Below are 24731 nucleotides of genomic sequence, written 5' to 3' on the forward strand. Positions count from 1 at the left end.
CGCCCGCACCCGCCGGCCTCGGAGAGGAGACAGCGTGAGCCCACTGCTGGAGAGCTACGCCGCCGGACGCTGGTTCCGCGCGGACGACGACGGGGAACCCCTGCTCGACGCAGCGACCGGCGAGGAGGTCGCGCGGCTGGCGCGGCGTGGCCCCGACGTCGGGGAGATGGTCCGGCACGCCCGCGAGACCGGCGGCCCCGCGCTGCGCGCGCTCACGTTCCACGAGCGGGCCGCCCTGCTGAAGGCGCTCGCCAAGCACCTGACCGAGCGCAAGGACGAACTGTACGCCCTGTCGGTGCGGACGGGCGCCACCGCGCGGGACACGGCGGTGGACGTCGACGGCGGCATCGGCACCCTGTTCGGCTACGCGAGCAAGGGCGTGCGCGAACTGCCGAACGACACGATCGTCCTGGACGGCGACCTGGAGCGCCTGGGCAAGGGCGGGACGTTCGCCGGGCAGCACGTGTTCGCGTCCCGGCCGGGCGTCGCGGTGCAGATCAACGCGTTCAACTTCCCGGTCTGGGGGATGCTGGAGAAGCTCGCCCCGGCGTTCCTCGCGGGGCTGCCGTCGATCGTCAAGCCCGCGAGCCAGACCGCCTACGTCACCGAACTCGCCGTCCGGCAGATCATCGACTCGGGCATCCTGCCGGAGGGCGCCCTGCAGCTCCTCGCGGGCAGCCCCGACGGGCTGCTCGACCGGCTCACCGTCCAGGACTCCGTCGCCTTCACCGGCTCCGCGCACACCGCCGGGCTGCTGCGCCGCCACCCGAACGTACTGGACGGCGGCGTCCGCCTCGGCGTCGAGGCCGACTCCCTCAACTGCTCGATCCTCGGGCCGGACGTACGCCCGGACGATCCGGAGTTCGACCTGTTCGTGAAGGGCGTCGTCACCGAGATGACGGTCAAGGCGGGGCAGAAGTGCACCGCGATCCGGCGGGCGCTCGTCCCGGCTCCGATGGCCGACGCGGTGATCGAGGCCCTCGCGGCGCGGCTGGCGAAGGTGACCGTCGGGGATCCGCGCGACCCGGACGTCCGGATGGGCGCGCTCGCGAGCCTCGGGCAGCGCGCCGAGGTGCGCAAGGCCGTCGAGGCGCTGCGGGCCGCCGCCGAGGTGGTCGCCGGGGACCCGGCCGGCGCGGGCCCGCTCCTCGACGGCGACCCCGAGCGCGGGGCGTTCATGACGCCGCTGCTGCTGCGGGCACGTCCGGGCGCCGCCGAGCCGCACGACGTGGAACCGTTCGGTCCGGTCAGCACGGTGCTGACCTACGACGGGGTGGACGCGGCGGTCGAACTGGCCGCGCGGGGCCGGGGCAGCCTCGCCGCGTCGGTCGTCACGCACGACCCGGACGTCGCGCGGACGGTCGTCCGCGGGCTGGCGCCCTGGCACGGCCGGGTGCTCGTGCTGGACCGGGACGACGCGAAGGAGTCCACCGGGCACGGTTCGCCGCTGCCCTCGCTCGTCCACGGCGGTCCCGGACGGGCGGGCGGCGGCGAGGAGCTCGGCGGGATCCGCGGCGTCCTCGCGCACATGCAGCGCACCGCCGTCCAGGCGTCGCCCGACCTGCTCACCGCGGTCACCGGCCGGTGGACGGCGGGCGCCGCGCGCACCGACCCCGGCGAGCACGCGTTCCGCAGGTCGCTGGCCGACCTGCGGATCGGCGACACCATCGCCGGCGGCCCGCGCACCGTGTCGCTCGACGACATCGCCCACTTCGCCGAGTTCACCGGCGACACGTTCTACGCGCACACCGATCCCGAGGCCGCGGCCGGGAACCCGCTGTTCGGCGGCATCGTCGCCCACGGCTACCTGGTGGTGTCGCTGGCCGCCGGGCTGTTCGTCGACCCCGCGCCGGGCCCGGTGCTGGCGAACTTCGGCGTGGACCGCCTGCGCTTCCTCACCCCGGTCAAGGCCGGGGACACGATCGCGGTGACGCTGACCGTCAAGCAGATCACCCCGCGCTCGGGCGCCGGCTACGGCGAGGTGCGCTGGGACGCCGTCGTGACGAACCAGGACGGCGAGGCGGTCGCGACCTACGATGTGCTGACCCTCGTCGCCAAGACCTGGCCTCCGGCGCCCGGGAACTGACGGAACCCGCCCGGCCCCGACCCGGCCGCCCGGCCGCGGGCGGGGCCGCGGCCGGGGCCGGGGCCGGCTCAGCCGTCCGCGCCCCAGCCGGCGCCGCGGCCGTGGGCCTCGTCGAAGACCAGCCAGGTGCGGGTCGCGCGGACGCCCGGGATGTCCTGGATGCACTCCAGCACCACGTGCCGCAGCGCCGCGTTGTCCGGGGCCCTGACCAGCACGAGGACGTCGTAGTCGCCGCCGACCATCGCGAAGTGCTCCACGTACGGGATCTCCCGCAGCCGTGCCGACAGGTCCCGCCAGGAGTTCTGCTCGATCGTCACCGAGACGTAGGCGCTGGTGCCGAGGCCCGCCCGGTGCGGCGCGATCTCGACGGTGAACCCGGTGATGATCCCGTCGTCGGTCAGGCGGGTGAGCCGCGCGTAGGCGTTGGCGCGGGAGATGTGGACGCGCTCGGCCAGCGCCCGCACCGACATGCGTCCGTCCCGCAGCAGCTCGGCGATGATCGCCCGGTCCACCGCGTCCAGCGGGCCGGCCATTCGTCCGGTTTCACCGCGTGCAACACCTTCTTCGCTGGACATTCGGCCCTCCGTTCGTCCCGCAAGTGCCCACTTGTCGCTCATTCTGCCCGAACTCTTGAACAGATGGCCGGCACGGCGGACGCTCCTCCTAACAAGCGTCCAGAGAAAGCGAGCGACGCCATGTCCGTGACCGCGCGGCCCGCGACCGCACAGCCCACGACCGCGCAGCCCACGACCGCGCACGGGCGTACCGCCGCCGGGCAGGGGGTCGGCGACCTGCTCCCCTCGCCCGTCCCGGTCCGCTTCGTCGCCGAGGACGGCACGGCCGTGGAGCCGCCCGCCGGGTACGCGGCGCCGGCGGACGGGCGGCTGCTGGAGGCGTACCGCCGGATGGTCCTCGGCCGCCGCTTCGACGCCCAGGCCACGGCGCTGACCCGGCAGGGGCGGCTCGCCGTCTACCCGTCGAGCCGCGGCCAGGACGCCTGCCAGATCGGCGGCGTGCTCGCGCTGCGGGAGGACGACTGGCTGTTCCCGACCTACCGGGACTCGGTGGCGCTGGTCGCCCGCGGTCTCGACCCCGTCGAGGTGCTCACCCTGCTGCGCGGCTCGTGGCACTGCGGCTACGACCCGGCGGCCGTCCGCGTCGCACCGCAGTGCACGCCGCTGGCGACGCAGACCGTCCACGCCGTCGGGCTGGCCGACGCGCTGCGCCGCAGGGGCGAGGGAGCCGTCGTGATGGCGTTCGTCGGCGACGGCGGCACCAGCGAGGGCGACTTCCACGAGGCGCTCAACTACGCGGCCGTCCTGAACGCCCCGGTCGTGTTCTTCGTGCAGAACAACCGGTACGCGATCTCGGTGCCGCTGGCCCGGCAGACCGCGGCCCCCTCGCTGGCGTACAAGGGGGTGGGGTACGGCGTCCGGTCCGAGCAGGTGGACGGCAACGACCTCGTCGCGGTGCTGTCGGTGCTCGACGCGGCCGTCGCGAACGCCCGGTCGGGCGGCGGCCCGTCCCTGGTGGAGGCGCACACCTACCGGATGGACGCCCACACCAACGCCGACGACGCCACCCGGTACCGGACGGCGGAGGAGGTCGAGCGGTGGGAGTCCGCCGACCCGATCGCCCGGCTGGAGACCCACCTGCGCGGCCGGGGCCTGCTCGGCCCCGAGGAGGCGGCCGCCGCGGGCGCGGCCGCCGAGGAGTTCGCCGCGCGCCTCCGCGAGCGGATGAACGCCGACCCGGAGGCGGACCCCCTGGAGCTGTTCGACCACGTCTTCGCCGAGCCCACCCCGCAGCTGCGCGAGCAGCGGGACCTGCTGGCGTCCGAACTGTCCGCGGAGGAGTGAGATGACCGAGTCGACGATGGCGCAGGCGCTGAACGGCGCGCTGCGGGACGCGCTGCGCGAGGACGAGCGCGTGCTCGTCTTCGGCGAGGACGTGGGCCCGCTGGGCGGCGTCTTCCGGATCACCGACGGGCTGACCGCCGAGTTCGGCGAGGACCGCTGCTTCGACACGCCGCTGGCCGAGGCCGGGATCGTCGGGCTCGCCGTGGGCATGGCCATGGGCGGCTTCCGCCCGGTCGTCGAGATGCAGTTCGACGCCTTCGCCTACCCGGCGTTCGAGCAGATCGCCTCGCACGTCGCCAAGACCCGCAACCGCACCCGCGGCCTGCTGTCCCTGCCGATGGTGATCCGCATCCCCTACGCGGGCGGCATCGGCGGCGTCGAGCACCACTGCGACTCCAGCGAGGCCTACTACGCGCACACCCCCGGCCTGAAGGTCGTCACTCCCGCCACCCCCGACGACGCGTACTGGCTGCTGCGCGACGCGATCGGCGACCCCGACCCGGTGGTCTTCATGGAGCCCAAGCGGCTGTACTGGGCCAAGGGCGGGACGAGCGGCGCCGCGGGGCGGCCCGCCGGGTTCGGGCGGGCGGCGGTGCGGCGCGAAGGGGCGGACGCGACGCTCGTCGCCTACGGGCCGACCGTTCCGGTGGCCCTGGAGGCCGCCGAGACCGCGGCGCGGGACGGCATCGACCTCGAGGTCGTCGACCTGCGCACGATCGTCCCGTTCGACGACGGCACCGTCGTGTCGTCCGTCCGCAAGACCGGCCGCTGCGTGGTCGTCCAGGAGGCGCAGGGGTTCGCCGGGGTCGGCGCCGAGATCGCGGCGCGGGTGCAGGAACGCTGCTTCCACTCGCTGGCCGCCCCGGTGCTGCGGGTGACCGGGTTCGACATCCCCTACCCGCCGCCGCACCTGGAGCACGCCCACCTGCCGGACGCCGACCGGATCCTCGACGCGGTCGACCGGCTCCAGTTCGGCGACGAGCCGGACCTCCTGCACCTCGCCCGGGAGGCGTCATGACGGCCGCCGCGCCGGGGCGGGTCTTCCGCCTGCCCGACCTCGGCGAGGGACTGACCGAGGCCGAGATCGTCGACTGGAAGGTCGCGGTGGGCGACACGGTCGCGGTCGACCAGATCGTGGTCGAGGTCGAGACCGCCAAGGCCGTCGTGGAGGTGCCGGTGCCCCACGCCGGGACGGTGCTGCGGCTCCACGCGGAGGCCGGCGCGGTCCTGGCGGTCGGCGCACCGCTCATCGAGGTCGGCGGCGATGACGGCGCCGACGACGGCGCCGCGCCGGACGAGCGGGCGGGCGAGCGGGCGGGCGACGACTCGGCCGCCGCCCGGTACCGCGAGGAGGAGCGGGCCGGATCCGGCAACGTCTTGATCGGCTACGGCACGGGCCGCCCGTCCGGATCGCGCCGGCGGCGCCGCGGGGGCGGGGGCGGCGCCGCCCCCGCGGCGAAGCCCGCGCGGCACGCGCCCCGCGTGATCTCCCCGCTCGTCCGCCGGATCGCCCGCGAGCACGGCATCGACGTCGCGCGGGTGCCCCCGAGCGGGCCGCGCGGGGTGATCCTGCGCCGCGACGTCGACCGGGCCGTCGCCGCGGCCCGGGGCCCGGCCGGCCCGCCGCCCGAAGCGGCCCCCGCGGGCGGCATCGCGGGCGGGTTCGCCGCGGAACGGATCCCGCTGCGCGGGCTGCGCCGGGCGGTCGCCGACAAGATGGTCCGCAGCCGCAGCGAGATCCCCGACGCGACGACGTGGGTGGACGCCGACGCCACCGGGCTGCTCGCGGCGCGGGACGCGCTGCGCGAGGCGCGGCCCGGCCTCGGTGTCGGGCTGCTGGCCCTGCTGGCCCGTATCTGCGTGGACGGCCTGCGGCGGTTCCCCGAGCTGAACGCGTCGGTCGACGCCGAACGCGGCGAGATCGTCCGGCACGGGCACGTCCACCTCGGGTTCGCCGCGCAGACCGACCGGGGGCTCGTGGTGCCCGTGATCCGGGACGCGCACCTGCTGACGACCGCCCGGCTCGCCGCCGAGCTGGCGCGGCTCACCGCCCTCGCGCGCGCCGGGGAGCTGCCGCCCGCCGACCTGACCGGCGGCACGTTCACCCTCAACAACTACGGGGTGTTCGGCGTGGACGGGTCGACCCCGATCATCAACCATCCCGAGGCCGGGCTGCTGGGCGTGGGCCGCGTCGTCGCCCGTCCGTGGGTGGTCGGCGACGCGGTCGTGCCGCGCCGGGTGACGCAGCTGTCCCTCACGTTCGACCACCGGGTCTGCGACGGCGGCGCCGCCGGAGGCTTCCTGCGGCACGTGGCCGATCTCGTGGAGAACCCGGCGGTCCTGCTCGCCGACGTGTGACGCGCACGTCCGGGCGGAGCGGAATCACCCGGGCCCCATGATCGTTCAGGGAAGTGATCATGATCGGGGGGCCGTGGGTTTCATCGGGATCTACTCGCGGGCGCTGGTCCGCGCGCTCCGGGACACCTCCCGGAGCCGCCGCCGCGGCCGCACCGCCCGGGACGCGGAGCGGCGGCGACAGGCGGCGGGAAGCGGCGGGAAGCGGCGCGGAAGGGCCGGTCGGCGGGAGCGCCCCCCGGCAGGGAGTCTGTCACCACGGTGAGCGCGTCGAAGGCCGCCGGCGCGCGTGCCGGCTCCCGGGTGGTCGTCCCGGCGCCGACGACGATGGCGTCGCCCTCGTCGACCAGCCCGGCACCCCCTGCCGCGCAACGGCCTCGAGGCTCAGCACCCTCGGCGTGAACGATTCTCAGCGAACTTGCATGTTTCAGATCGGATGCGGCCCGAGCTCCGTCACCGCACCTGGGGCCACGGGGCCGCGAGGGATCCGTGCGTCCGCGGGCCTCTTTGGACCCTTGCACAACATCGGCATCCGCTCTTGACAGTACGGCTCTGGCCAGAGTGTACTGTCGCTCTCTGAGTCGAAAATCACACACCACGTATTCAGTTAACGCATTACACCAGTCCGAGAATGTCGATCTCACTTTAGGAGCGACTCCTTCTCATGGTGACCACCCGCCTCCACCTGCGGCGCCGCCGGGCCTTCGGCTGGCTCGAGCCGACCGGCGTACTGCTCGCGATCACGCTCGAGGGCTTCCGGAAGACGTGGAACGTGCGCCGGTGGGGGGCGGAGTACGTCGAGCAGTGCTGGTTCGTCGCCCGCGTCACGACCCTGCCGGTGATGCTGATCGCGCTGCCGCTCGGCGGCACGATCGCGCTCCAGGTGGGCCAGATCATCCGGCAGATCGGCGCGGAGTCGGGCACCGGCGCCACCGTGGTGCAGGCCCTGGTGACGCAGGTGGCCCCGATGGCGGCCGCGCTGCTGATCTCGGGGGCCGCCGGGTCGGCCATCACCTCCGACATCGGCTCCCGGCGGATCCGCGAGGAACTGGACGCCATGGAGGTCCTGGGCATCAATCCGGTCCACCGGCTGGTGACGCCCCGGCTGTGGGCGGCCAGCACGGTCGGCGTCATGCTCTGCTCGCTGATCATCCTCGCGGGCGTCGCCGGCGGCTTCTTCTTCAACGTCGTCCAGGGAGGGGTGACGCCCGGCTCCTACTTCGGCGAGGCGACGTCGCTGCTGCAGCTCTCCGACCTGCTGATCACCCTGTTCAAGGCGTGGGTGTTCGGCTTCATCGCCGCGGCCGTGGCCTGCTGGAAGGGCATGACCTGCGGCTACGGCGCCAGCGGCGTCGGACGGGCGGTCAACCGCGCGGCCGTCATCGCGGCGATGCTCGTCTTCGCGGCCAACTACGTGATCTCCACCCTGGCGTACAGCCTCTTCCCGCCGAGGATCTGATGACCACCATCGTCCCGCATCGCGCCGCCGTCGCCCTGCGCCGCGCCCGGCCGCGGCAGACCCCCGAGTTCGCCGAGTTCGTCGTGTTCTGCGGGCGGGTGCTGCACCACCTGGTCGTGGACGTCGCGCGCGGCCGCCACCTGAAGACGGTCGTCCGGCAGGTCAGCGACATCAGCGCCGGCGTCGGCGCGGTCGTGATCGGCCTCGGAATGATCACCGTGATCTTCTTCATGTCGTTCTTCACCGGCACCACGGTCGGCCTGCAGGCCATCCCGGGGCTGCAGCGGGTGGGCGTCGAGTCGCTCGCGGGGATCATCGCCAGCTACGCCAACGTGCGCGAGGTGACCCCGATCATCGCCGGAGTGGCGATGATCTTCCAGCTCGGCGGCTCGTTCACCGCGGAGCTGGGCGCGATGCGCATCTCCGAGGAGATCGACGCGCTGGAAGTCATGGGGATCAACTCGCTGGCCTACCTGGTGTGCACGCGGCTCGCCGCGGCGCTGATCACGCTGGTGCCGCTCTACCTGCTGGCGCTGTTCGCCAGCTTCTTCGCGACCCGGCTCATCTCCATCTACTTCTTCGGCATATCGCCGGGGATCTACGACTACTACTTCCATCTGTACCTGCCGCCCATCGACGTGTTCTACAGCGTCGTCAAGGTGGTCGTGTTCACGGTGATCATCGTGCTCGTCCACTGCTACCGCGGCTACAACGCCAGCGGCGGCCCGGTCGGCGTGGGGCTGGCCACCGGGCAGGCCATCCGCGAGTCCATGGTGACGATCATCATGGCCAACCTGCTGCTGTCCTACATCTTCTGGGGCGACGGCGGAACAGTGAGCCTGACGGGATGAGGACCGTTGACCTGACACCGCGCTCGCGGCTCCGCTTCGGCGTCACCGGGGCGGCCGTGCTGACCGCCTGCCTGGTGGTGTCGCTGCTGGCGCTGCGCGAGACCCACCCGGGATCGATCCATCTGAACGCCGTCTTCGGCCGGGCCGGCGAGGGCCTGACCACCGATTCGGACGTCCGGGTCCGCGGCGTCACGGTCGGCCAGGTGTCGGACGTGGCGCTCACCGACGCCGGCCGCGCGAGGGTCACGCTGCGCATCGACCCGGGAGTGCGGGTTCCGGACGGCGCGGAGGTGGCGATCGTCCCGCTGTCGGCGTTCGGGCCGAAGTACGTCGACCTGCGGCTCGGCCGGGAGGAGGGCACGGGGCCGTTCCTCTCCGACGGCGGCACCATCCGGCGGACCACCGACCCGCAGGAGCTCACCGATGTCGCCGAACCCGCGCTGGAACTGCTGAAGGCGCTCGGCCCGCGGGACCTCGCCACGATCATGGCGGCGCTGAACGGCGGCCTCGGCGGCCGGGGCGAAGCGCTGGGCGGCCTGATCGACGACTCGGCGAAGCTCCTCGGCGTGACGTCGCGGCGCTCGGACGAGCTGGGCGGCATCGCCCGCGACGGCGGGGCGCTCGCCGCGACGGCGGCCGAGCACGGCGACGAGATCGCCGGCATCACCGGCGACCTGAACAAGGTCCTGCCCTCGGTCACCGGTGATTCCGAGCAGTTCGGCCGGCTGCTCACCGGGCTGAACGACTCGGCGCGCACGCTCGACCGGATCCTGGCCGCGGATCCGGGCGCGTCCGGCCGGATCATCCGGTCGGTCGACCCGGCCACCGGGGTCCTGTACGACAACCGCCGCCACTACCCCGACCTCATCAGCGCCAGCGGCTCGGTCCTCACCCAGCTCGCCGGCATCGCCAACATCCCGGGCCCGCACGGGACCCTGCTGTCGCGGGTGACCGTCCACGTCGAGTCGAACGACCTGCTCTGCGAGACGCTGCCCGGCATCTGCGGACCGGTCGAGCCGGCGATCCCCGAGGATCCGCACGCCGGTGCCGGGCAGAGGGGCGACTGATGGCGCGGCGCACATCGAGCCTGGACGGCCGCGCCGCGCGCCGGTTCCTGGCCTTCGGCATCGTCACGACCCTGCTGACCGTCTACCTGGGCTTCCGGATCGCAGGGACGAACCTCGGCGGCGGGATGGAGCTGCGTGCGTCCTTCGACGACGTGAGCGGGCTGCGGGAGGGCGACCCCGTGAAGGTCGCCGGCACCGAGGTCGGGCAGGTGACGTCCGTCGAGGTGGAGAAGGGCCGGGCCGTCGTCGGCCTGGAGGTCCGCGAGTCGCTGCGGCTCCCGGACGACTCCTCGGCGGTCGTCCGCTGGAAGGACCTCATCGGCAACCGGGAGGTCTACCTCGAGACCGGGGCCAGCCCGGTGATGCTGAAGGACGGCCGCACGCTGACCCGCACGCGGTCGGCGGCCGACCTCGGCGCGCTCGTCAACGACCTGGCGCCGCTGCTCGGCGGCATCGATCCCGGCGAGGTCAACAAGATCCTCCAGTCGTTCGCCGTCGCGCTGGACGGGAACCAGGACGAGATACGGCAGATGACCGCGAACCTGGGGACGATCCTCCGGATGCTCAGCACGCGGACCGGCACGATCGAGCAGATGATCTCCGACTACCGGACGGTCACCGACGCGCTGGCCGCCCGCGACCGGCAGATCGCGCAGACCATCGACAACCTGTCGGGCCTCACCCGGGCGTTCGCGCAGAACCGCACCGCGATCGGGGACGCGGCCGTCCGGCTGGAGGGCCTGACCTCGGGGCTCGACGAGGTGCTCGGCGACGCCGCCCCGCAGCTCGGGCGGCTGGTGGACGGCACGTCCGAGCTGATGGAGGTCGCGCACAGCCGGATGGAGGACATCGACCAGATGATCAAGAGCCTGCCGTCCGCGCTGCAGGCGCTCCTCTCGCTCATGAGCGGCGGCAAGTTCCTGCGCGGCAACGCCCTGTGCATGAACATCGTCTACGCCGAGACGTGCCCCTTCCCCATGCAGCTGCCGCCGCCCCCGGCCGCCGGTTCGGGGAGCGGCGGGCAGAGCCCCGCGGTGAGCCCCGAGGAGGCGCGGCTGACGCCCGACCAGCAGCGGGTCTACCGGGCGATGGTGCAGATCCTCTTCCTCGGTGACCAGACCGGCGGGCAGAACGGCGGGCAGGGCGCCGCGGCCGGGGCCGGCCGGGAAGGGGGCCGGGGATGAGCCGCTGGAAGGGCGCGTTCACCCGCTCGTTCCGCGACCGCGACCCCGTGGGCATCGCCCTCGTGACGATCCCGGCGCTGGCGGCCGTGCTGATCGCGACGTACGCGTACGGGACGCTCGGCCTCTTCCGGGGCGGCTACACGGTCAGCGGCGTGTTCACCGGCACGGGCGGCATCCGGAAGGGCGCCGAGGTGCGGCTGGCCGGGGTGAAGGTCGGGGAGATCACCGGCATCTCGCCCGACTTCGGCCGCGGCCACGTCGTCATCACCTGGAACGTCGACTCGGGCGTGGAGCTGGGGCCGCGGATGCACGCCGACGTCCGGCTGTCCAACCTGCTGGGCGGCCACTTCCTCCAGCTGTCGGGACCGGTCGTCGCGCCCTACCTGGAGGACCGGCCGGACGGGGAGCGGCGGATCCCGGCGGAGCGCACGAGCGTCCCGTACTCGCTGAGCACCGCGCTGGGCTCGGCGTCCGACATGGCGGGACGCCTCGACTCCCGGTCGATCGACCGGCTGCTGACCGAGGCGGCCGAGGTCGAGCTGCCGGATCAGAAGAAGATGGGCGAGATGCTCGCCGACCTGCGGAAGGTCAGCGCAGGGCTGAACGACTCCTGGCCGCAGATGAACGCGATCATCGAGAACGGCGAGAAGCTCACCGGCACCCTCGCGAAGAAGGACAGGCAGCTCGCGCAGCTGCTCGAGTACGGCGAGAGCCTGCTGGAGGAGCTGGCCCTGCGCCGCGACGAGCTTGCCTCGACGCTCGGCGGCGGCAGCAGGGTCGTCAAGAGCCTCGACGAGGTGCTCACGAAACACCGCAAACAGCTGGAGACGGTGCTGGACGACTTCCATCTCACGATGGAGACGGCGACCGGCGACAACCTCCCGGCCATGAACACCGCCCTCGCCTGGTTCGGCCCGGCCTTCTTCGGCATGAGCACCAGCGGCAGCCGCGAGGGCCGGTGGATGGAGGGCGGGTTCGTCGGCTTCGGCCCGGTCCAGCCGGGCGTGGTCGGCCCCCAGCCGAACTTCAACCCGCCGAACTTCCCCCAGGTACCGACGGGACAGGTCGAGGAATGACGCCGAACGCCCGACGATCCACGTGTACCCGACGATCCGCGTGCACCCGACGATCCAGGACCGCGCTCGTCACGGCCGCGGTCGTGCTGGCCCTCAGCTCGTGCAGCGTCCTGCCGGGCCCCTTCGCCGGCTCGGGGAGCTACCGCGTCACCGCCTACTTCGTCCGCGCCGTGTCCTTCTACCCGGGCTCCCAGGTCCAGGTGATGGGCATCGACGTCGGGACGGTCCGATCGGTCACCCCGGTCGGCGGCCGGGTGCGCGTCGTCGCGGAGATCGACGACGACGTGCCGCTGCCCGCGACCGCGAACGCGGCGATCGTCCCGCTGAGCCTGATCGGCGAGCGCACGCTCACGTTCGCGCCCGCGTGGCGCCCCGGCGCGCCGCGCCTCGCCGACGGCGCGGTCCTGCAGACCGAGCGGACGCAGGTGCCGGTCGAGGTCAACGAGGCGCTCCAGTCGTTCGGCAGGCTCATCGACAGCGTCGATCCCGCGAAGGCCGATGCCGCGCTGGGCGCCGCCGCGGGCAGCCTCGACGGCAACGGGAAGGCCTTCAACCAGGCGTTCCAGGAGGCCGGGCGGCTCATGAACAACCTCGCCGGACAGGACGAGCGGCTGCTGGAGATCGCCCGCAACCTGAACCGGCTGACCGGTGTGGTCAAGGGCCGGGAGAAGACGCTCGGCGAGCTGGTCGGCCACTTCTCGCAGGCGTCCACGACGCTGGCGAACGAGCGGCAGAGCATCCGCACGCTGGTGCAGGAGATCGCCGATCTCGTGGAGCGCGGTGAGGAGCTCATCGACCAGTACCGCGAGACCCTGCCGGGCGACCTCGAGAAACTCGCGCAGCTCTCCCTGCTCGTCCGGGCGAACGCCGACCGGCTCGGCCAGCTCCTCCAGGCACTGCCCGGCATCGGCTTCCAGTTCGTCAACGCCTACGACCCCGAGAAGCGGGCGATCAAGCTGCGGGTGACCATGGACAACTTCGTGCGGTCCTACCTGGCCGCGATCCTCCGCGAACCGACCATCAACGAGAACGTGCCCTGCCCGCTCCCGCCCCCCTACTCCAACTGCCAGTAGGAGCCACCGTGCGATATCTCCTCTGTGCCGGGGTCCTGGTGCTCACCGGCTGCCTGTCCGGGTGCTCCCTGCAGACGCTCAGCGCGACCGCGGGCCCGCTGACCCTCACCACCGAGTTCGCGGACGTGCAGAACCTCGTCTCCGGCCACAGCGTGAAGATCGCGGACGTCGAGGTCGGCTCGGTCTCCGGGGTCTCTCTGGTCGGCGGCGGCACCGCCGGCTACCGCGCCCGGGTCACCATGTCGATCAAGGAGGGGGTCGAGATCCCCACCGGGACGACCGCCAAGGTCACCGTGACGTCGCTGCTGGGCGAGAACTACGTGCAGCTCCGCCCGCCGCAGGGCAGACCTCTGGACCAGGGCCCGTTCCTCGCGAACAACGCCGAGGTCGCCTCGGCGGGCACCAGCCCCGGGTTCGAGGACATCGTCGGCGGGGCGGCCCCGCTGGTCGGGGCGCTGGCCGCGGGCGACGCACCGCAGCTCGTCCACACGGCCGCCACCGCCCTGTCCGGGCGCGGCCCGAAGATGAACGCGATGATCGGCGACGCCGCGAAGCTCGTGGCGACCTTCGAGCGGCATCGCGGGGAGCTCGCCGGGGCCGTCGACGACCTGGCCGAGCTGGGCGAGAAGCTCGCCGCCCGGGAGGAGTCGCTGGACCGGCTGCCCGGACGGCTCGCCGAGACCACGCGGGTGCTGGCCGACGACCGCGAGCAGATCCTGACCGCGGTCCGCTCGCTCTCCGCCATGGCCGAGACCGTGAACGACGAGGTGCTGATCGAGTACACCGACGAGCTCCGCGGCATCGTCGAGCGGCTGGGGCCCTCCTTCCAGGTGCTGGCCGACGACCGGACGAAACTCGGCACCCTGATCACCCGCCTCCAGGAGTTCGTCGACCGGATGCCCCGGCAGATCTTCAACGGCCAGCTGCTCGTCTACACAGTGATCAACTTCGACGGGTCGGCCACGAACGCCGGCAGCGAGTCGCCGTCCACGCTGGCCGGCCTCGTCGACATGCTGGGACCGAAGCGGTGACGCGCCGGATCCAGCTCAACCTGGCGGTCTTCGGGATCCTCGCCGCCGTCCTGACGGTGTGGGCGCTGCGCAACGTGCTCGAGGTCGACCCGTTCGACCGCCCGTACCGGATCACCGCGCAGTTCGAGCGGTCGCCGGGGCTCCAGCCCGGCTTCGACGTCACCTACCTCGGCGTCGCGGTCGGGGAGATCGGCTCGGTCCGGCTGGACAAGGGCGTCGTGGTGGTCACGCTCACCATCGACAAGGGCGAGCGGGTCCCGCGGGGCGCATCCGCCGCCGCCGCGCTCAAGTCCGCCATCGGCGAGCCCTACGTGGACCTGTCGCCGCCGCAGGGGCGGGTCGACGCACCGCCGATGCGTCCCGGCGAGGTCATCCCGGTGTCCAGGACGAGCGTCTCGCGGACCTACGGCGAGCTGTTCGACGCCGTGAACGAGGCGGTCACGGGGCTCGACCCGCGGAACCTGCGCACCCTCACGCGCGAGCTCGCGAACGGGCTGGAGGGCCGCGGCGACACGCTCCGCGTCACCGTGGACGGCGCGTCCGAGCTCGCCGGGACGTTCGCGGAGGACACCCGCGTCCTGGACGAACTGATCGGGAACCTGAGCACGCTGACCGGCACCCTCGCGGGCAGGCGCGGCGAGCTCGGCACCGGCATCGCCGCGACCGCGGGGCTCACCTCCGCGCTCGCCGACGTCGAGAAGGACCTCGCCCGGATCCGCGACCGCTCCCCCGACCTGGTGGCGAAGTTCGCGCACCTGCTGGGCGAGTCCGAACCCGCCCTGCGCTGCACGCTGAGCTCGCTGGGCGCCGCGATGCCGGTCCTGCTGTCGGACGGCAACGTCGCCGAACTCGCCGAGGGCCTCGCCTGGTCGCCGCAGCTCGCGAAGGCCATGCGGGGCGCGGTCACGTTCGTCAACGGCGAGCCGAACCTGAACATCAACTTCGTGATCACGACGACCCCGATCGAGGGCGCGGTGGAGTACCGCAACCTCAGGCCGCTGCCCTCGATCCCGCGCATCTCGAGCTGCCCCGGCGTCGCACCGGTCAAGGAGCACAAGCCGCCGAAGCCCGGCGCGTCGGAGACACCGCCGGCGGACGCCGAGCCCGCGACGGCGGCGCAGAACCGGGTGCCCGTCGAGAAGACCGCCGGTGACGGCCACGACGGCGGCACGCCGTGGCTCATCTACCTGCCGCCCATCGTGGCGGGCCTGATCCTGCTGCGCGTCGCCATGGGCATGCTCGGGGCGGCCCGGCGCCCGACCTGGAGGAGGAGAAGCCGTTGAAAGGCAAGACGTCCGTGCGCCCGGAGGCCGGCGGGGACGAGCCGGCCGTCTACGAGTACGGCCTGACGTTCACCGCCGCGAAGGAAGCGGCCGGGAAGAAGCCGCCCGAGAAGGAGACCGAGAAGGAGACCGAGGACGGGCCGGCGGGCGGCGGCGACGCGGCGGCCCGGCGGCGGCTCGCCCCGGGGCTGAACGGTCGGCGGCCGCCGCGCGTCCCGCCCGCCGTGCTGGCCGCGTCCTTCGGCAGGGGCGAGGACGACGACGAAGCGGAGAGCGGGAACGAGGGCGAGGGCGAAGCCGCGAGCGAGAAGCCGGATACCGCCAAGCGGCCGCGGAAGCGCGTCCGCGGGATCGGTGCGCGCGGGCGGACGCCCGGGCCGCGCTCGCGGCTCGCGCTGCGGATCGTCCCGGCCGCCGCGCTCGTCGCGGTGAGCGCCGCGCTCGGGGTGGTCTGGCAGGACAGGAACGACCTCGCGAGCGCCGCGGACGGCCGCCGGGACCTCGCCGGGGCGGCGGGCAAGGTCGCGAGCGTCTTCTTCAACTGGGACTACCAGCACATGGACGAGTCGTTCGCGGCGAAGTACCCGCTGCTCACCGAGCAGGCCGCCGACGCGATCCGCCCCACCGCCTCGACCCTGATCAGCTACTTCACGAAGAACAAGGTCAGCTCCCAGGCCCACATCAGCGGCATCTACCCTGGTGAGGTCAAGGACGGTGCCGCCAACGTGCTGGTCGTCATCAACACGAAGGTGACGACGGCCGAGACCGTGCAGAGCAACGACGGGGCCACGGTCGCGCTCAGCATGGAGCGCGCGTCGGGCAGGTGGCTGGCGGGCAACATCACGCTGCTCAGCCCGGGTGCGGAGTCGGTCACGGACGAGAACGGCAAGCCGCTGGAGGGCGCGCAGGGCGAGGGCGGCGGCGCGGGCGCCGGCGGGGCCGGACTGCCCGGCGGCCTTCCGTCCACCGGGGGGCCGTAGCAGCCCGGACGGCCGGGTGCCGCACGGCGGGCGCGGCACCCGGCCCGGTAGCGTCTAGCTAGATCGACGATGGACGGCATGGACGACATGGACGACCGCTCGAGGAGAGCCGACACATGCGCACGCACGGCTGGCGGGGCGACCCGCCTCGTGACGACGACGACGCCAGGCGCCGGATCATCGATGCGATGATCCGGTGCGTGGACCGCCACGGCGTGCGCAAGGTCGGCTTCACGCAGGTCGCCGAAGATCTCGGTGTCACGCGCGCGACCGTGTACCGGTACTACCGCAACCTCGACGAGCTGATGGAGGCCGCGGGCCTCGCCGCCGCGGGCGATTTCGAGGCGCGGATGGTCACGCAGGTCGAGTCGCTGACCGCCCCGGCCGACATCATCGTCGAGGTGTTCGCCCGCGCCGTCGAGCAGCTGCCGCACGAACCCTACGTCGGGATGCAGCTCACCACCGGGCACACCGTCGGCCTCGGCTCCGCCGTCCTGTCCGACATCGCGCTCACCGAGATGAAGGCGTTCCTCGGCCGGCTGAACATCGACTGGGCCGCCCTCGGCTACGACGAGGCCGAGCTCGCGGGCCTCGCCGAGTTCTTCATGCGGATGCTGCTCTCCTTCCTCGCGGTGCCCGAGGCCACGCGCGCCGATCTCCGGCCGTTCCTGCGCCGCTGGCTCGTCCCCGGTCTCCTCTCCGGGGCCGTCGCGGGAGCGCGGGAGGCGTCCTAGCCTCCGGCCCCTCCGGCCCCTCCGGCCCCGCCTGCTTCGAGGCGCCGCGTTCCGGCGCCCGTCCCGCCCTTCGTTCCGGCCTCGTTCCCTCGGGTCCGCCTCGCGGGACCCGCCCCGGCGCGCGGCGCGGTTTCGCGCACCGGGGCGGGAACTCGGGGGCCCCGATCAGCCGATCGTGAGCGGGAGGGTCTCCCAGCCGCGGACGGTCGAGGTCTGCGCCAGCTTGGCGCCGTCCCACTTCACGTCCCACTTCGGGAAGCGCTTGAGGATCTCCTCCAGCGCCACCCGCCCCTCGAGCCGGGCGAGCGCGGCGCCGAGGCAGTAGTGGACGCCGAGGCCGAAGGTCAGTTGCTGGCCGATCTTGCGGCGGACGTCGAACCGGTCGGGGTCGGGGTAGCGGTTCTCGTCGCGGTTGGCGGCACCGACCATGAACATCATCGCGCTGCCCTCGGGCACGGTCTGCCCGTGGTACTCGACGTCCTTCGTGACGTAGCGGGCGATGAAGGGGCCCGGCGGCTCGTACCGGAGCACCTCCTCGATCGCGCCGGGGATGAGCGACGGGTCGTCCACGAGGGCCCGCCGCTGGTCGGGGTGCTGGGCGAGCACGGAGCCGAGCCAGCCGATGAGCCGTCCGGTGGTCTCGTTGCCCGCACCCGCCACGACGGTGGTGTAGGTCAGGGCCTCGTCGTGGGTGAGGGTGCGGGTGGTGCCGTCCTCGTCCTCGAACTCGGTGTTCAGCAGGACGGTCATGAGGTCGTCCGACGGGTTCTTCGCGCGCCACTCGATGTAGTCGCGGAACAGCTCGCTGCTCATGATCGCCATGTCCTGGAGATCCATCTGCCCGCCGACCTCGGTGCGCAGGCTCTCGTCGGCGGAGTCGCGGATGGCCTCCTGGTCGGCCTCGGGGATGCCCAGCAGCATTCCGATCACGCGCATCGGGAGCTCCGCGCTGACCTCGCGGATCAGGTCGAACTCCGTCGCGCCCACCAGCGGGTCCAGCGTCCGGACGCAGTAGTCGCGGACCTGCGGCTCCAGTTCGGCGATCCGGCGCGGGGTGAACACCCGGACGAGCAGCCGCCGGTGCAGGTCGTGGATCTCGGGGTCCTCGAAGATGAGCGTCCCGGGCGGCATCTCGATACCGGACTTGACCATCTCCAGGATGCCGCCGCGCGCCGAGGAGAACGTCCGCCAGTCGGGCAGGCCCCGCTCGATGTCCTCGTACCGGCTCACCGCGTAGAAGTCGTGCTTCTCGTTGTAGTACAGCGGCGCCTCTTCCCTGAGCCGCCGGTAGGTCGGATACGGGTCGTTCGTGAAGCGCGGGTCGTAGGGGTCCCAGTAGAGCGCCTCGTCAGTTGGCACGTGCTCTCCTCGTGTGTCGGTGAACGGCCGTCGCCCCGCACCGGGGGTGTCGCCCGGCGGCTACTTGATCATCGATCCGGCGTCGATGGGCAGCGGCACGCCCGTGATGTAGCGGCTCTCGTCGGAGACCAGGAACAGGACCGCGTTGCTGATGTCCTCGGCCTCCACCCACGGGACGGGGAGCGCGTTCATCATCTGGGAGATCGGCGCCATGTCCTCCTGGGTCGGGTTCTCCAGGTCGGGGCGGAACATCCGGTACGTCAGGTCGTTCAGCAGCATCGGCGTACTCACCTGCGTGGGGTGCACCGAGTTGACCCGGATGTTGTACTGCGCGAGCTCCACCGCCATGGAGCGCATCAGGCCGACCACGCCGTGCTTGCTGGCGACGTAGTTGGAGATGTTCGGGTGGGCCTTCAGCCCGCCGACGGAGCTGGTCAGGACGATCGAGCCGCCGCGCTCGCCCTCGATGATGTGCGGGATCGCGGCCTTGCCCGTGTGCCAGACACCGGTCAGGTTGACGTCGATCGTGTCCTGCCACAGGTTCGCGTCCATGTTGTGGATCTCGGCGCCGCTGGCGGCGAGGCCCGCGTTGGCCACGATGACGTCGAGCCGCCCGAACCGCTCGACTCCGTCGTCGACCGCGGCCTTCAGCGCGTCGAAGTCCCGCACGTCCGCCTGCGTCGCGATGATCTTGCGGCCGGTCGCCTCGACCCGGGCGACCGTCTCCTCGAGGTCCTCCGGGGTGGACATCGTGATGGGGGAACTGTCGATCTGCTTGCAGATGTCGACGGCGATGATGTCCGCGCCCTCCTGCGCGAGCTTCACCGCGTGGCTGCGCCCCTGGCCGCGCGCGGCGCCGGTGATGAACGCCACCTTGCCTTCGAGTCGTCCGGGCATCGGGGGTCCTCTTCTCTCTCGGGAGGTGGGTGATGGGGGGGTCAGCGGGGCTCTTCGGCGGCCGCGGCACCGTCGGCGGCCGTTCCCGCCGCGGCCCGGACGGCCTTGAGGATGCCCTGGTAGCCGGTGCAGCGGCACAGGTTGCCGGACAGTCCCTCGCGGATCTCCTCGTCGGTCGGGTCGGGGTTGTCGCGCAGGAGCGCGGTGACCGACACGACGAAGCCGGGCGTGCAGAAGCCGCACTGCAGCCCGTGGTTGTCGCGGAACGCCGCCTGGACGGGCGACAGTTCGCCGTCGGGCTCGGCGAGGCCCTCGACGGTGGTGACGTCGGCGTCGTCGGCCTGGACGGCGAACACCAGGCAGGCGCGCACGGCCTCCCCGTCCAGCAGCACCGAGCAGGCGCCGCACACCCCGTGCTCGCAGCCCAGGTGCGTGCCGGTGAGCCCGCAGCGCTCGCGCAGGAAGTCGGCCAGGGTGAGGCGGGGCGGGACGGTCGCGCGGCGGGTCACGCCGTTGACCCGCATCCGGATGTCGGCGTCAGGCATGGGCGGCCTCCTGGACGGCTCGTCGCCAGGCGCGCGCCACCACGACGGCCCCGACGTGTCTGCGGTGGTCGGCGGACGCGTGCAGGTCCGCGGGGATCGATTCCGGTTCGGCCACGGCGGTGCGCGCGACGTCGTCGGCGTCGACCTCGGTGACGGCCGAGCCGGTCGCGGCGGCCTCGGCCGCGGCGGCGCGCAGCGCCGTCGAGCCGAGGCCGAACAGGCCGATGCCGCAGCGGCGGATCCGGTCGTCGCCGTCGAGCTCGACGGCGACGGCGGCGCCCGCGATCGCGAAGTCGCCGCCGCGGCGGGCGAACTCCTCGATCGCGAACCCGCTGCGTCCGCGCCACACCGGGAAGTCGACCGCGGTGAGCAGCTCGTCCTCCGCCAGGTCGGTGGTCCACATGCCGGTGAAGAACCCGCCGGCGTCGACCGTCCGCTCGCCGCGCGGCGAGCGGGCGTGGATCCGCGCGCCGAGCGCCAGGGCGACCGCCGGGTACTCGGCGGCGGCGTCGGCGTGCGCCAGCGACCCGCCGACGGTGCCGCGGTTGCGGATCTGGAAGTGCCCGATCAGCGGGGTCGCGCGGGCGAGCAGCGGGACGGCGCGGGCCACCTCGGCGGACCGCTCGACCGCCGCCTGGGTGGTGCAGGCGCCGATCCGCAGGACGCCGTCGGCGCCGGCGGCGCCGTTCTCCCCGGCGCGGTCGCGCTCCTCGATGCCGCGCAGGCCGTCCGTCCGGCGCAGGTCGACCAGATGCTCGGGGACGGACAGGCGCAGCGCGAGCATGGGGACGAGGCTCTGCCCGCCGGCGATGAACTTTGCGTCCTCGCCAAGTTCCGCTAGCAGCGCGACCGCCTCACCGGGGTCGGTCGGCGCGTGGTAGTCGAACGCGGCCGGTTTCATCGCGTCACCGCCCGTCCGTCCGCCTCGCGGACCAGCGCGACGATCGACTCGGGGGTCAGCGGCAGCCGGGTGATCTCCACACCGAACGGGTCCAGCGCGTCGGCCACCGCGTTCACCACCGTGGGCGGCGCCCCGATCGCGCCGCCCTCGCCGACGCCCTTGTAGCCGCCGGGGCCCGGCGCCGGCGTCTCCACGTGCCCGTACTCGATCGCCGGCACCTCGGCGGCGGTGGGCAGGAGGTAGTCCATGAACGTGGTGGCGACGGGGTTGCCGTCCTCGTCGTAGGCGAGGTTCTCGTAGAGGGCCCCGCCGATCCCCTGGACGACGCCGCCCGCGATCTGGCCCTCGACCACGTTCGGGTTGATCATCGGGCCGCAGTCCTCGCTGACGATGTAGCGCAGCAGCTTCACCTCCCCGGTGACGACGTCCACCTCGCAGGTGCACAGGTGCGTCGCGTTGGCGAAGATCACCGGCGTGTCCGGGTGGTAGCGGCCGCTGTGCTCCAGTCCGGGCGGCACGCCGGGCGGCAGGGCCTCGGGCTGGAAGTAGGCGGTCTCGGCGATCTCGGCGAGCGTCACCTCGGTGTCCGGGACGCCGCGGACCCGCGCCCGTCCCCCGGACAGCTCGATGTCGTCCGGCGCGGCCTCGAGCCGGTGCGCGGCGATCGCGGTGATCCGCTCGCGCAGCACCTTCGCCGTCTCCCCCACGGCGCCCGCGGTCATCGACCCCGAGCGGCTGCCGGCGGTGCCGCCGCCGAACGGGGTGATCGCGGTGTCGCCCTGGATCGTGCTGACGTCGGCGATGTCGACGCCCAGCGCGTCCGCGGTGAGCTGCACGACGGTCGTCTCGATGCTGTTGCCGGCCGACCCGCCCGAGACGTACACGTTCACCTTGCCGGACGGCTCGATCCGGATGGTGGCGCCCTCGGTGGCGTGCAGCGCCATCGCGGCGGTGGTGGGCTCGACGTAGGTGCAGGTGCCGACGCCGAGGTAGCGGCCCTCGGCGCGGGCCCGCTCCTGCTCCTTCCGGAACGCCGCGTAGTCGAGCATCTCCAGCGCCTGCTCGAACGTCTCCAGCGGCGTGATGTCGCTGTAGGGCATCCCGTTGGGGTTGGTGTACGGCAGCTCGTCCCGGCGCAGCAGGTTCCGGCGGCGCAGCTCGGCCGGGTCGACGCCCATCCGGCGCGCGGCGGTGTCCATCAGGACCTCGCGCACCAGCGACTCGAGCTGCCACGGCCCCCGGTAGGCGTTGCGCCCGACGGTGTTGGAGAACACCGACGTCGTCGTCCAGGTGCCCCGGGGGACGCGGTACGGGCCGGGGAAGAACATGCCGACGGCGGCGGCGGTCCCCACCGGCCACGGCGTCGGGTAGGCGCCGACGTCCTGCACGTAGTCGATCGCGGCGGCCAGGATGTTCCCGTCGGCGTCGAAGGCGAGCCGCGCGTCGGCGTGCTCGTGCCGCGACTGCCCGGCGGACATGAGGTTCTCCCGCCGGTCCTCGATCCACTTCAGCGCGCCGGGGACCTTGCGCGCGGCCAGCATGACGCACATGTCCTCGCGCTGCGGGGCGACCTTCTGCCCGAAGCCGCCGCCGGTGTCGCGCATCACCACCCGGACGCGCTGCTCCGGCAGCCCGAGCAGCCGGGAGCAGAACAGCCGCACCTCGTGCGGCGACTGCGTCGCGGCCCAGAGCGTCAGCTCGCCGGTGGGCGCCGACCACTCCGCGACCAGCCCGCGCGTCTCCATGGGGACCTGCGCGTACGCCTGCTGGTAGATCGTCTCGCGCACCACCAGCGCGGCCTCGTCGAAGACGGGGGCGAGCTCGTCGATCGGCGGGCCGCCGAGCGTCCCGGCGACGTTCCGCGGGTACCCCTCGTGCACCAGCTCCCCGGACTCGCGCGCGGCGGTGTAGTCGGCGACCGGCGGCAGCGGCTCGTAGTCCACGAACACCAGCTCGGCGGCGTCCTCGGCGACGTAGCGGTCGTCGGCGACGACCAGCGCGACCGGGTCGCCGACGAAGCGGACCTCGCCCTCGGCCAGCGGCGGGCGCGGGGTGTCGGGGACGTCGCGGCCGATCAGGGTGTACCAGGCCTCGCGCACGTCCGGGTTGAGGTCCGCCGCGGTGAAGACCGCGTGGACGCCGTCGAGCGCGAGCGCCTCGGCCGCGTCGACGCCGAGGATCCGGGCGCGGGCGAGCGGGCTGCGCACGAAGCAGGCGTGCAGCATGCCGGGCCGCGTCACGTCATCGACGTAGGTGCCGTGGCCGGTGAGCAGCCGCGGGTCCTCGATCCGGGGCACCCGCGCGCCCGCGAACCGCGTCGCGGCGGCCCGCACCGCGGTCACCGGCCCGTTCCGGCCGGTCGAGGGGGAAGTGCGCCATGCAAGGCCTCCTAGCCGCGATTGGTAACACCGTTCTCGCTCAGCGATGCTAAGCAGCTGCTTAGCATCGGCGCAAGGGGGGTCGAGGGTCACCGGCGAACCGGGGCCCCCGGCGGCGTCCAGAAACTCAGCGGACGGCGGCGCCCTCCGTCGGGCGGCGCCCGAAACGGTGCTGCAGGTCGGCGTCGATGCGCTCGTACTCGCGGCCCTTGGTCTCGGGCACGTAGCGCACCACGAACAGCAGGCCCAGCAGGGAGATCGCCGCGAAGATCCAAAAGGTCTCGCCCTGGCCGATCGCGCTCGCGATGGGCAGGAACGCCAGGCTGACCGCGAAGTTGGACGCCCAGTTGACGGCCGTCGACGCGCTCGAGCCCGCCGCGTGGACGCGCGCCGGGAAGATCTCGCCGATCATCGTCCAGAACACCGGCCCCAGCCCGGCCGCGTAGCCCGCGATGTAGACGACCATGAACACCAGCGACAGCTCCGACGGCCAGCCGGCCACGAACGACAGACCGAGCAGCACCATGGTCACCGTCATCACGGCCAGCGACGCCACCATGAGGCGCCGCCGCCCCGCGCGGTCGATGGCGCGGATCGCCACGATCGTCATCAGCAGGTTGATCACGCCGATCGCGATCGAGTAGGCGATCGCGTTGGACGCCGTCAGCCCGGTCCGCTCGATGATCGTCGGCGCGTAGTAGATGATCGTGTTGATCCCCGCGAACTGCTGCAGGGCCGCGAGCACGAGCCCGACCGCCAGCGCCGGGCGGACGCGCCGCGCGGCCAGCGCGCGCGGCCCGGTCCCGTGCGGCTCGCCCCGCTCCGCCTCCTCGGCCGTCCGCCGGTCGTACCGCTCGATCAGCCGGTCGGCGGTCGCGGTGTCGGTCACCGACGCGATCAGCTCCCGGCATTCCCCGCGCCGCCCCCGCTGGAGCAGCCACACGCCCGACTCCGGCAGGATCAGCACCGCGGCGACCACGATCAGCAGCGCCGGAAGCGACCCGACCGCGATCATCGCCCGCCAGTCCCCGCTGCCGGAGAACGCGAGGTTGACCAGGTACGCCACCAGGATGCCGACCGTGATCATCAGCTGGTTGAGGGTCAGCAGGCGGCCCCGGATGTCCTTCGGGGCGAGCTCCGACAGGTAGATCGGGACGGTCGCGGACGCCGCGCCCACCGCGAGCCCGAGGATCAGCCGGCCCGCCAGCAGCGTGCCGTAGCCGGGAGCGAACACGGCGACCACGGTGCCGACGAGGAACACCAGCCCCTCGATCTCGAGCGCCCGCCTGCGGCCGAACCGGTCGGCGATGCGGCCGGAGGTCAGCGCGCCCGCCATCGCCCCGAGGACCAGCACGCTGACGACGGTGCCCTGCTGGAACGAGTTCAGCCCGAAGTCGGTGCGGACGAACAGCAGCGCCCCCGAGATCACCCCGGTGTCGAAGCCGAACAGGAAGCCCCCGAGGGCGATGAGGATCCCCCACGTCCAGATCTTGCGCAGGCCCGCGGGCGGCACCCCGGCCAGCGGCCCCTCGCGGACCGGGGCGCTGGAAAAGCCCTGCATCCTCGTTCCCTCCGGGCTCGCCGCCCGGTGCCGATCACCGGACGTCCACCCC

At 73.1% G+C, this 24731-nt stretch carries 21 protein-coding genes; 14 read left to right on the forward strand and 7 right to left on the reverse strand.

The features are described from left to right. The first annotated feature begins 34 nt into the window (after positions 1-34). Positions 35-2086, forward strand: coding sequence for a phenylacetic acid degradation bifunctional protein PaaZ (gene paaZ / locus F7P10_RS02155; RefSeq protein ID WP_151007831.1), 2052 nt, complete (start codon positions 35-37; stop codon positions 2084-2086). Positions 2087-2154: 68 nt separating this feature from the next. Here paaZ and F7P10_RS02160 read toward each other — a convergent pair whose 3' ends face one another. Next, the gene (locus F7P10_RS02160) at positions 2155-2619 is read right to left on the reverse strand and encodes an Lrp/AsnC family transcriptional regulator (protein WP_218040333.1); all 465 of its coding nucleotides are present in this window, start codon (positions 2617-2619) and stop codon (positions 2155-2157) included. A 162-nt stretch (positions 2620-2781) separates the two neighbouring features. Here F7P10_RS02160 and pdhA point away from each other — a divergent pair, with 162 nt between their 5' ends. From pdhA to F7P10_RS02230, 13 genes are all read left to right on the forward strand, one after another. Further along, entirely contained in the window at positions 2782-3945 is a 1164-nt protein-coding gene (gene pdhA, locus F7P10_RS02165) for a pyruvate dehydrogenase (acetyl-transferring) E1 component subunit alpha (protein WP_151007833.1), read from the forward strand. Position 3946: 1 nt separating this feature from the next. Further along, entirely contained in the window at positions 3947-4963 is a 1017-nt protein-coding gene (locus tag F7P10_RS02170; RefSeq protein ID WP_151007834.1) for an alpha-ketoacid dehydrogenase subunit beta, read from the forward strand. After that, on the forward strand, positions 4960-6303 hold the full coding sequence (locus tag F7P10_RS02175) for a dihydrolipoamide acetyltransferase family protein (protein ID WP_151007835.1): 1344 nt from the start codon (positions 4960-4962) through the stop codon (positions 6301-6303). The genes F7P10_RS02170 and F7P10_RS02175 overlap by 4 nt, the downstream gene beginning before the upstream one ends. Before the next feature lie 661 nt (positions 6304-6964). Continuing rightward, positions 6965-7759: an ABC transporter permease gene (locus F7P10_RS02185; RefSeq protein WP_151007836.1), complete on the forward strand. Its 795-nt coding sequence runs from the start codon at positions 6965-6967 to the stop codon at positions 7757-7759. Beyond that, on the forward strand, positions 7759-8610 hold the full coding sequence (locus tag F7P10_RS02190; protein WP_151007837.1) for an ABC transporter permease: 852 nt from the start codon (positions 7759-7761) through the stop codon (positions 8608-8610). The genes F7P10_RS02185 and F7P10_RS02190 overlap by 1 nt, the downstream gene beginning before the upstream one ends. Next, positions 8607-9677 (forward strand): MlaD family protein, encoded by a 1071-nt coding sequence (locus F7P10_RS02195; protein WP_151007838.1) that lies wholly within the window; start codon positions 8607-8609, stop codon positions 9675-9677. The genes F7P10_RS02190 and F7P10_RS02195 overlap by 4 nt, the downstream gene beginning before the upstream one ends. Continuing rightward, positions 9677-10861, forward strand: coding sequence for an MCE family protein (locus F7P10_RS02200; protein ID WP_151007839.1), 1185 nt, complete (start codon positions 9677-9679; stop codon positions 10859-10861). The genes F7P10_RS02195 and F7P10_RS02200 overlap by 1 nt, the downstream gene beginning before the upstream one ends. Next, on the forward strand, positions 10858-11937 hold the full coding sequence (locus tag F7P10_RS02205; protein WP_151007840.1) for an MCE family protein: 1080 nt from the start codon (positions 10858-10860) through the stop codon (positions 11935-11937). The genes F7P10_RS02200 and F7P10_RS02205 overlap by 4 nt, the downstream gene beginning before the upstream one ends. A gap of 83 nt (positions 11938-12020) precedes the next feature. After that, positions 12021-13010: an MCE family protein gene (locus tag F7P10_RS02210; RefSeq protein ID WP_176611267.1), complete on the forward strand. Its 990-nt coding sequence runs from the start codon at positions 12021-12023 to the stop codon at positions 13008-13010. An 8-nt stretch (positions 13011-13018) separates the two neighbouring features. Then, positions 13019-14041 (forward strand): MCE family protein, encoded by a 1023-nt coding sequence (locus F7P10_RS02215; protein ID WP_176611268.1) that lies wholly within the window; start codon positions 13019-13021, stop codon positions 14039-14041. Next, the gene (locus F7P10_RS02220; RefSeq protein WP_151007843.1) at positions 14038-15324 is read left to right on the forward strand and encodes an MCE family protein; all 1287 of its coding nucleotides are present in this window, start codon (positions 14038-14040) and stop codon (positions 15322-15324) included. The genes F7P10_RS02215 and F7P10_RS02220 overlap by 4 nt, the downstream gene beginning before the upstream one ends. Next, positions 15321-16304, forward strand: coding sequence for a hypothetical protein (locus tag F7P10_RS02225; protein WP_151007844.1), 984 nt, complete (start codon positions 15321-15323; stop codon positions 16302-16304). The genes F7P10_RS02220 and F7P10_RS02225 overlap by 4 nt, the downstream gene beginning before the upstream one ends. Before the next feature lie 116 nt (positions 16305-16420). Next, entirely contained in the window at positions 16421-17038 is a 618-nt protein-coding gene (locus F7P10_RS02230) for a TetR/AcrR family transcriptional regulator (protein ID WP_151007845.1), read from the forward strand. Between the two features lie 165 nt (positions 17039-17203). On the opposite strand, the gene F7P10_RS02235 is transcribed toward F7P10_RS02230, so the two are convergent. From F7P10_RS02235 to F7P10_RS02260, 6 genes are all read right to left on the reverse strand, one after another. Beyond that, positions 17204-18397, reverse strand: a complete 1194-nt coding sequence (locus F7P10_RS02235) for a cytochrome P450 (RefSeq protein ID WP_151007846.1) — start codon at positions 18395-18397, stop codon at positions 17204-17206. A 60-nt stretch (positions 18398-18457) separates the two neighbouring features. Further along, positions 18458-19294 carry a mycofactocin-coupled SDR family oxidoreductase gene (locus tag F7P10_RS02240; RefSeq protein WP_151007847.1) on the reverse strand — a complete coding sequence of 279 codons (837 nt, stop codon included), beginning with the start codon at positions 19292-19294 and terminating at the stop codon, positions 18458-18460. A 41-nt stretch (positions 19295-19335) separates the two neighbouring features. After that, complete coding sequence (locus tag F7P10_RS02245; protein WP_151007848.1) at positions 19336-19839, reverse strand: (2Fe-2S)-binding protein; 504 nt, start codon at positions 19837-19839, stop codon at positions 19336-19338. Further along, positions 19832-20740: a xanthine dehydrogenase family protein subunit M gene (locus tag F7P10_RS02250; RefSeq protein ID WP_151007849.1), complete on the reverse strand. Its 909-nt coding sequence runs from the start codon at positions 20738-20740 to the stop codon at positions 19832-19834. Before F7P10_RS02250 ends, F7P10_RS02245 begins: the two co-directional genes overlap by 8 nt. Continuing rightward, complete coding sequence (locus tag F7P10_RS02255; protein ID WP_151007850.1) at positions 20737-23082, reverse strand: xanthine dehydrogenase family protein molybdopterin-binding subunit; 2346 nt, start codon at positions 23080-23082, stop codon at positions 20737-20739. Before F7P10_RS02255 ends, F7P10_RS02250 begins: the two co-directional genes overlap by 4 nt. 163 nt (positions 23083-23245) lie before the next feature. After that, positions 23246-24679 (reverse strand): sugar porter family MFS transporter, encoded by a 1434-nt coding sequence (locus F7P10_RS02260; RefSeq protein WP_151007851.1) that lies wholly within the window; start codon positions 24677-24679, stop codon positions 23246-23248. Positions 24680-24731 lie beyond the last annotated feature (52 nt).

Origin of the sequence: Actinomadura sp. WMMB 499 (assembly GCF_008824145.1) — a bacterium.
Classification (GTDB): Bacteria; Actinomycetota; Actinomycetes; order Streptosporangiales; family Streptosporangiaceae; genus Spirillospora.

Excerpts from the sequence above, each read along its gene's own strand:
- F7P10_RS02230 (WP_151007845.1), top strand. The coding sequence starts at position 16,421 with ATGCGCACGCACGGCTGGCGGGGCGACCCGCCTCGTGACGACGACGAC.
- F7P10_RS02195 (WP_151007838.1), top strand. The coding sequence starts at position 8,607 with ATGAGGACCGTTGACCTGACACCGCGCTCGCGGCTCCGCTTCGGCGTC.
- F7P10_RS02160 (WP_218040333.1), bottom strand. The coding sequence starts at position 2,619 with ATGGCCGGCCCGCTGGACGCGGTGGACCGGGCGATCATCGCCGAGCTG.
- F7P10_RS02200 (WP_151007839.1), top strand. The coding sequence starts at position 9,677 with ATGGCGCGGCGCACATCGAGCCTGGACGGCCGCGCCGCGCGCCGGTTC.
- F7P10_RS02250 (WP_151007849.1), bottom strand. The coding sequence starts at position 20,740 with ATGAAACCGGCCGCGTTCGACTACCACGCGCCGACCGACCCCGGTGAG.
- F7P10_RS02175 (WP_151007835.1), top strand. The coding sequence starts at position 4,960 with ATGACGGCCGCCGCGCCGGGGCGGGTCTTCCGCCTGCCCGACCTCGGC.
- pdhA (WP_151007833.1), top strand. The coding sequence starts at position 2,782 with ATGTCCGTGACCGCGCGGCCCGCGACCGCACAGCCCACGACCGCGCAG.
- F7P10_RS02185 (WP_151007836.1), top strand. The coding sequence starts at position 6,965 with ATGGTGACCACCCGCCTCCACCTGCGGCGCCGCCGGGCCTTCGGCTGG.
- F7P10_RS02245 (WP_151007848.1), bottom strand. The coding sequence starts at position 19,839 with ATGCCTGACGCCGACATCCGGATGCGGGTCAACGGCGTGACCCGCCGC.
- F7P10_RS02205 (WP_151007840.1), top strand. The coding sequence starts at position 10,858 with ATGAGCCGCTGGAAGGGCGCGTTCACCCGCTCGTTCCGCGACCGCGAC.
- F7P10_RS02240 (WP_151007847.1), bottom strand. The coding sequence starts at position 19,294 with ATGCCCGGACGACTCGAAGGCAAGGTGGCGTTCATCACCGGCGCCGCG.
- F7P10_RS02170 (WP_151007834.1), top strand. The coding sequence starts at position 3,947 with ATGACCGAGTCGACGATGGCGCAGGCGCTGAACGGCGCGCTGCGGGAC.
- F7P10_RS02260 (WP_151007851.1), bottom strand. The coding sequence starts at position 24,679 with ATGCAGGGCTTTTCCAGCGCCCCGGTCCGCGAGGGGCCGCTGGCCGGG.
- F7P10_RS02190 (WP_151007837.1), top strand. The coding sequence starts at position 7,759 with ATGACCACCATCGTCCCGCATCGCGCCGCCGTCGCCCTGCGCCGCGCC.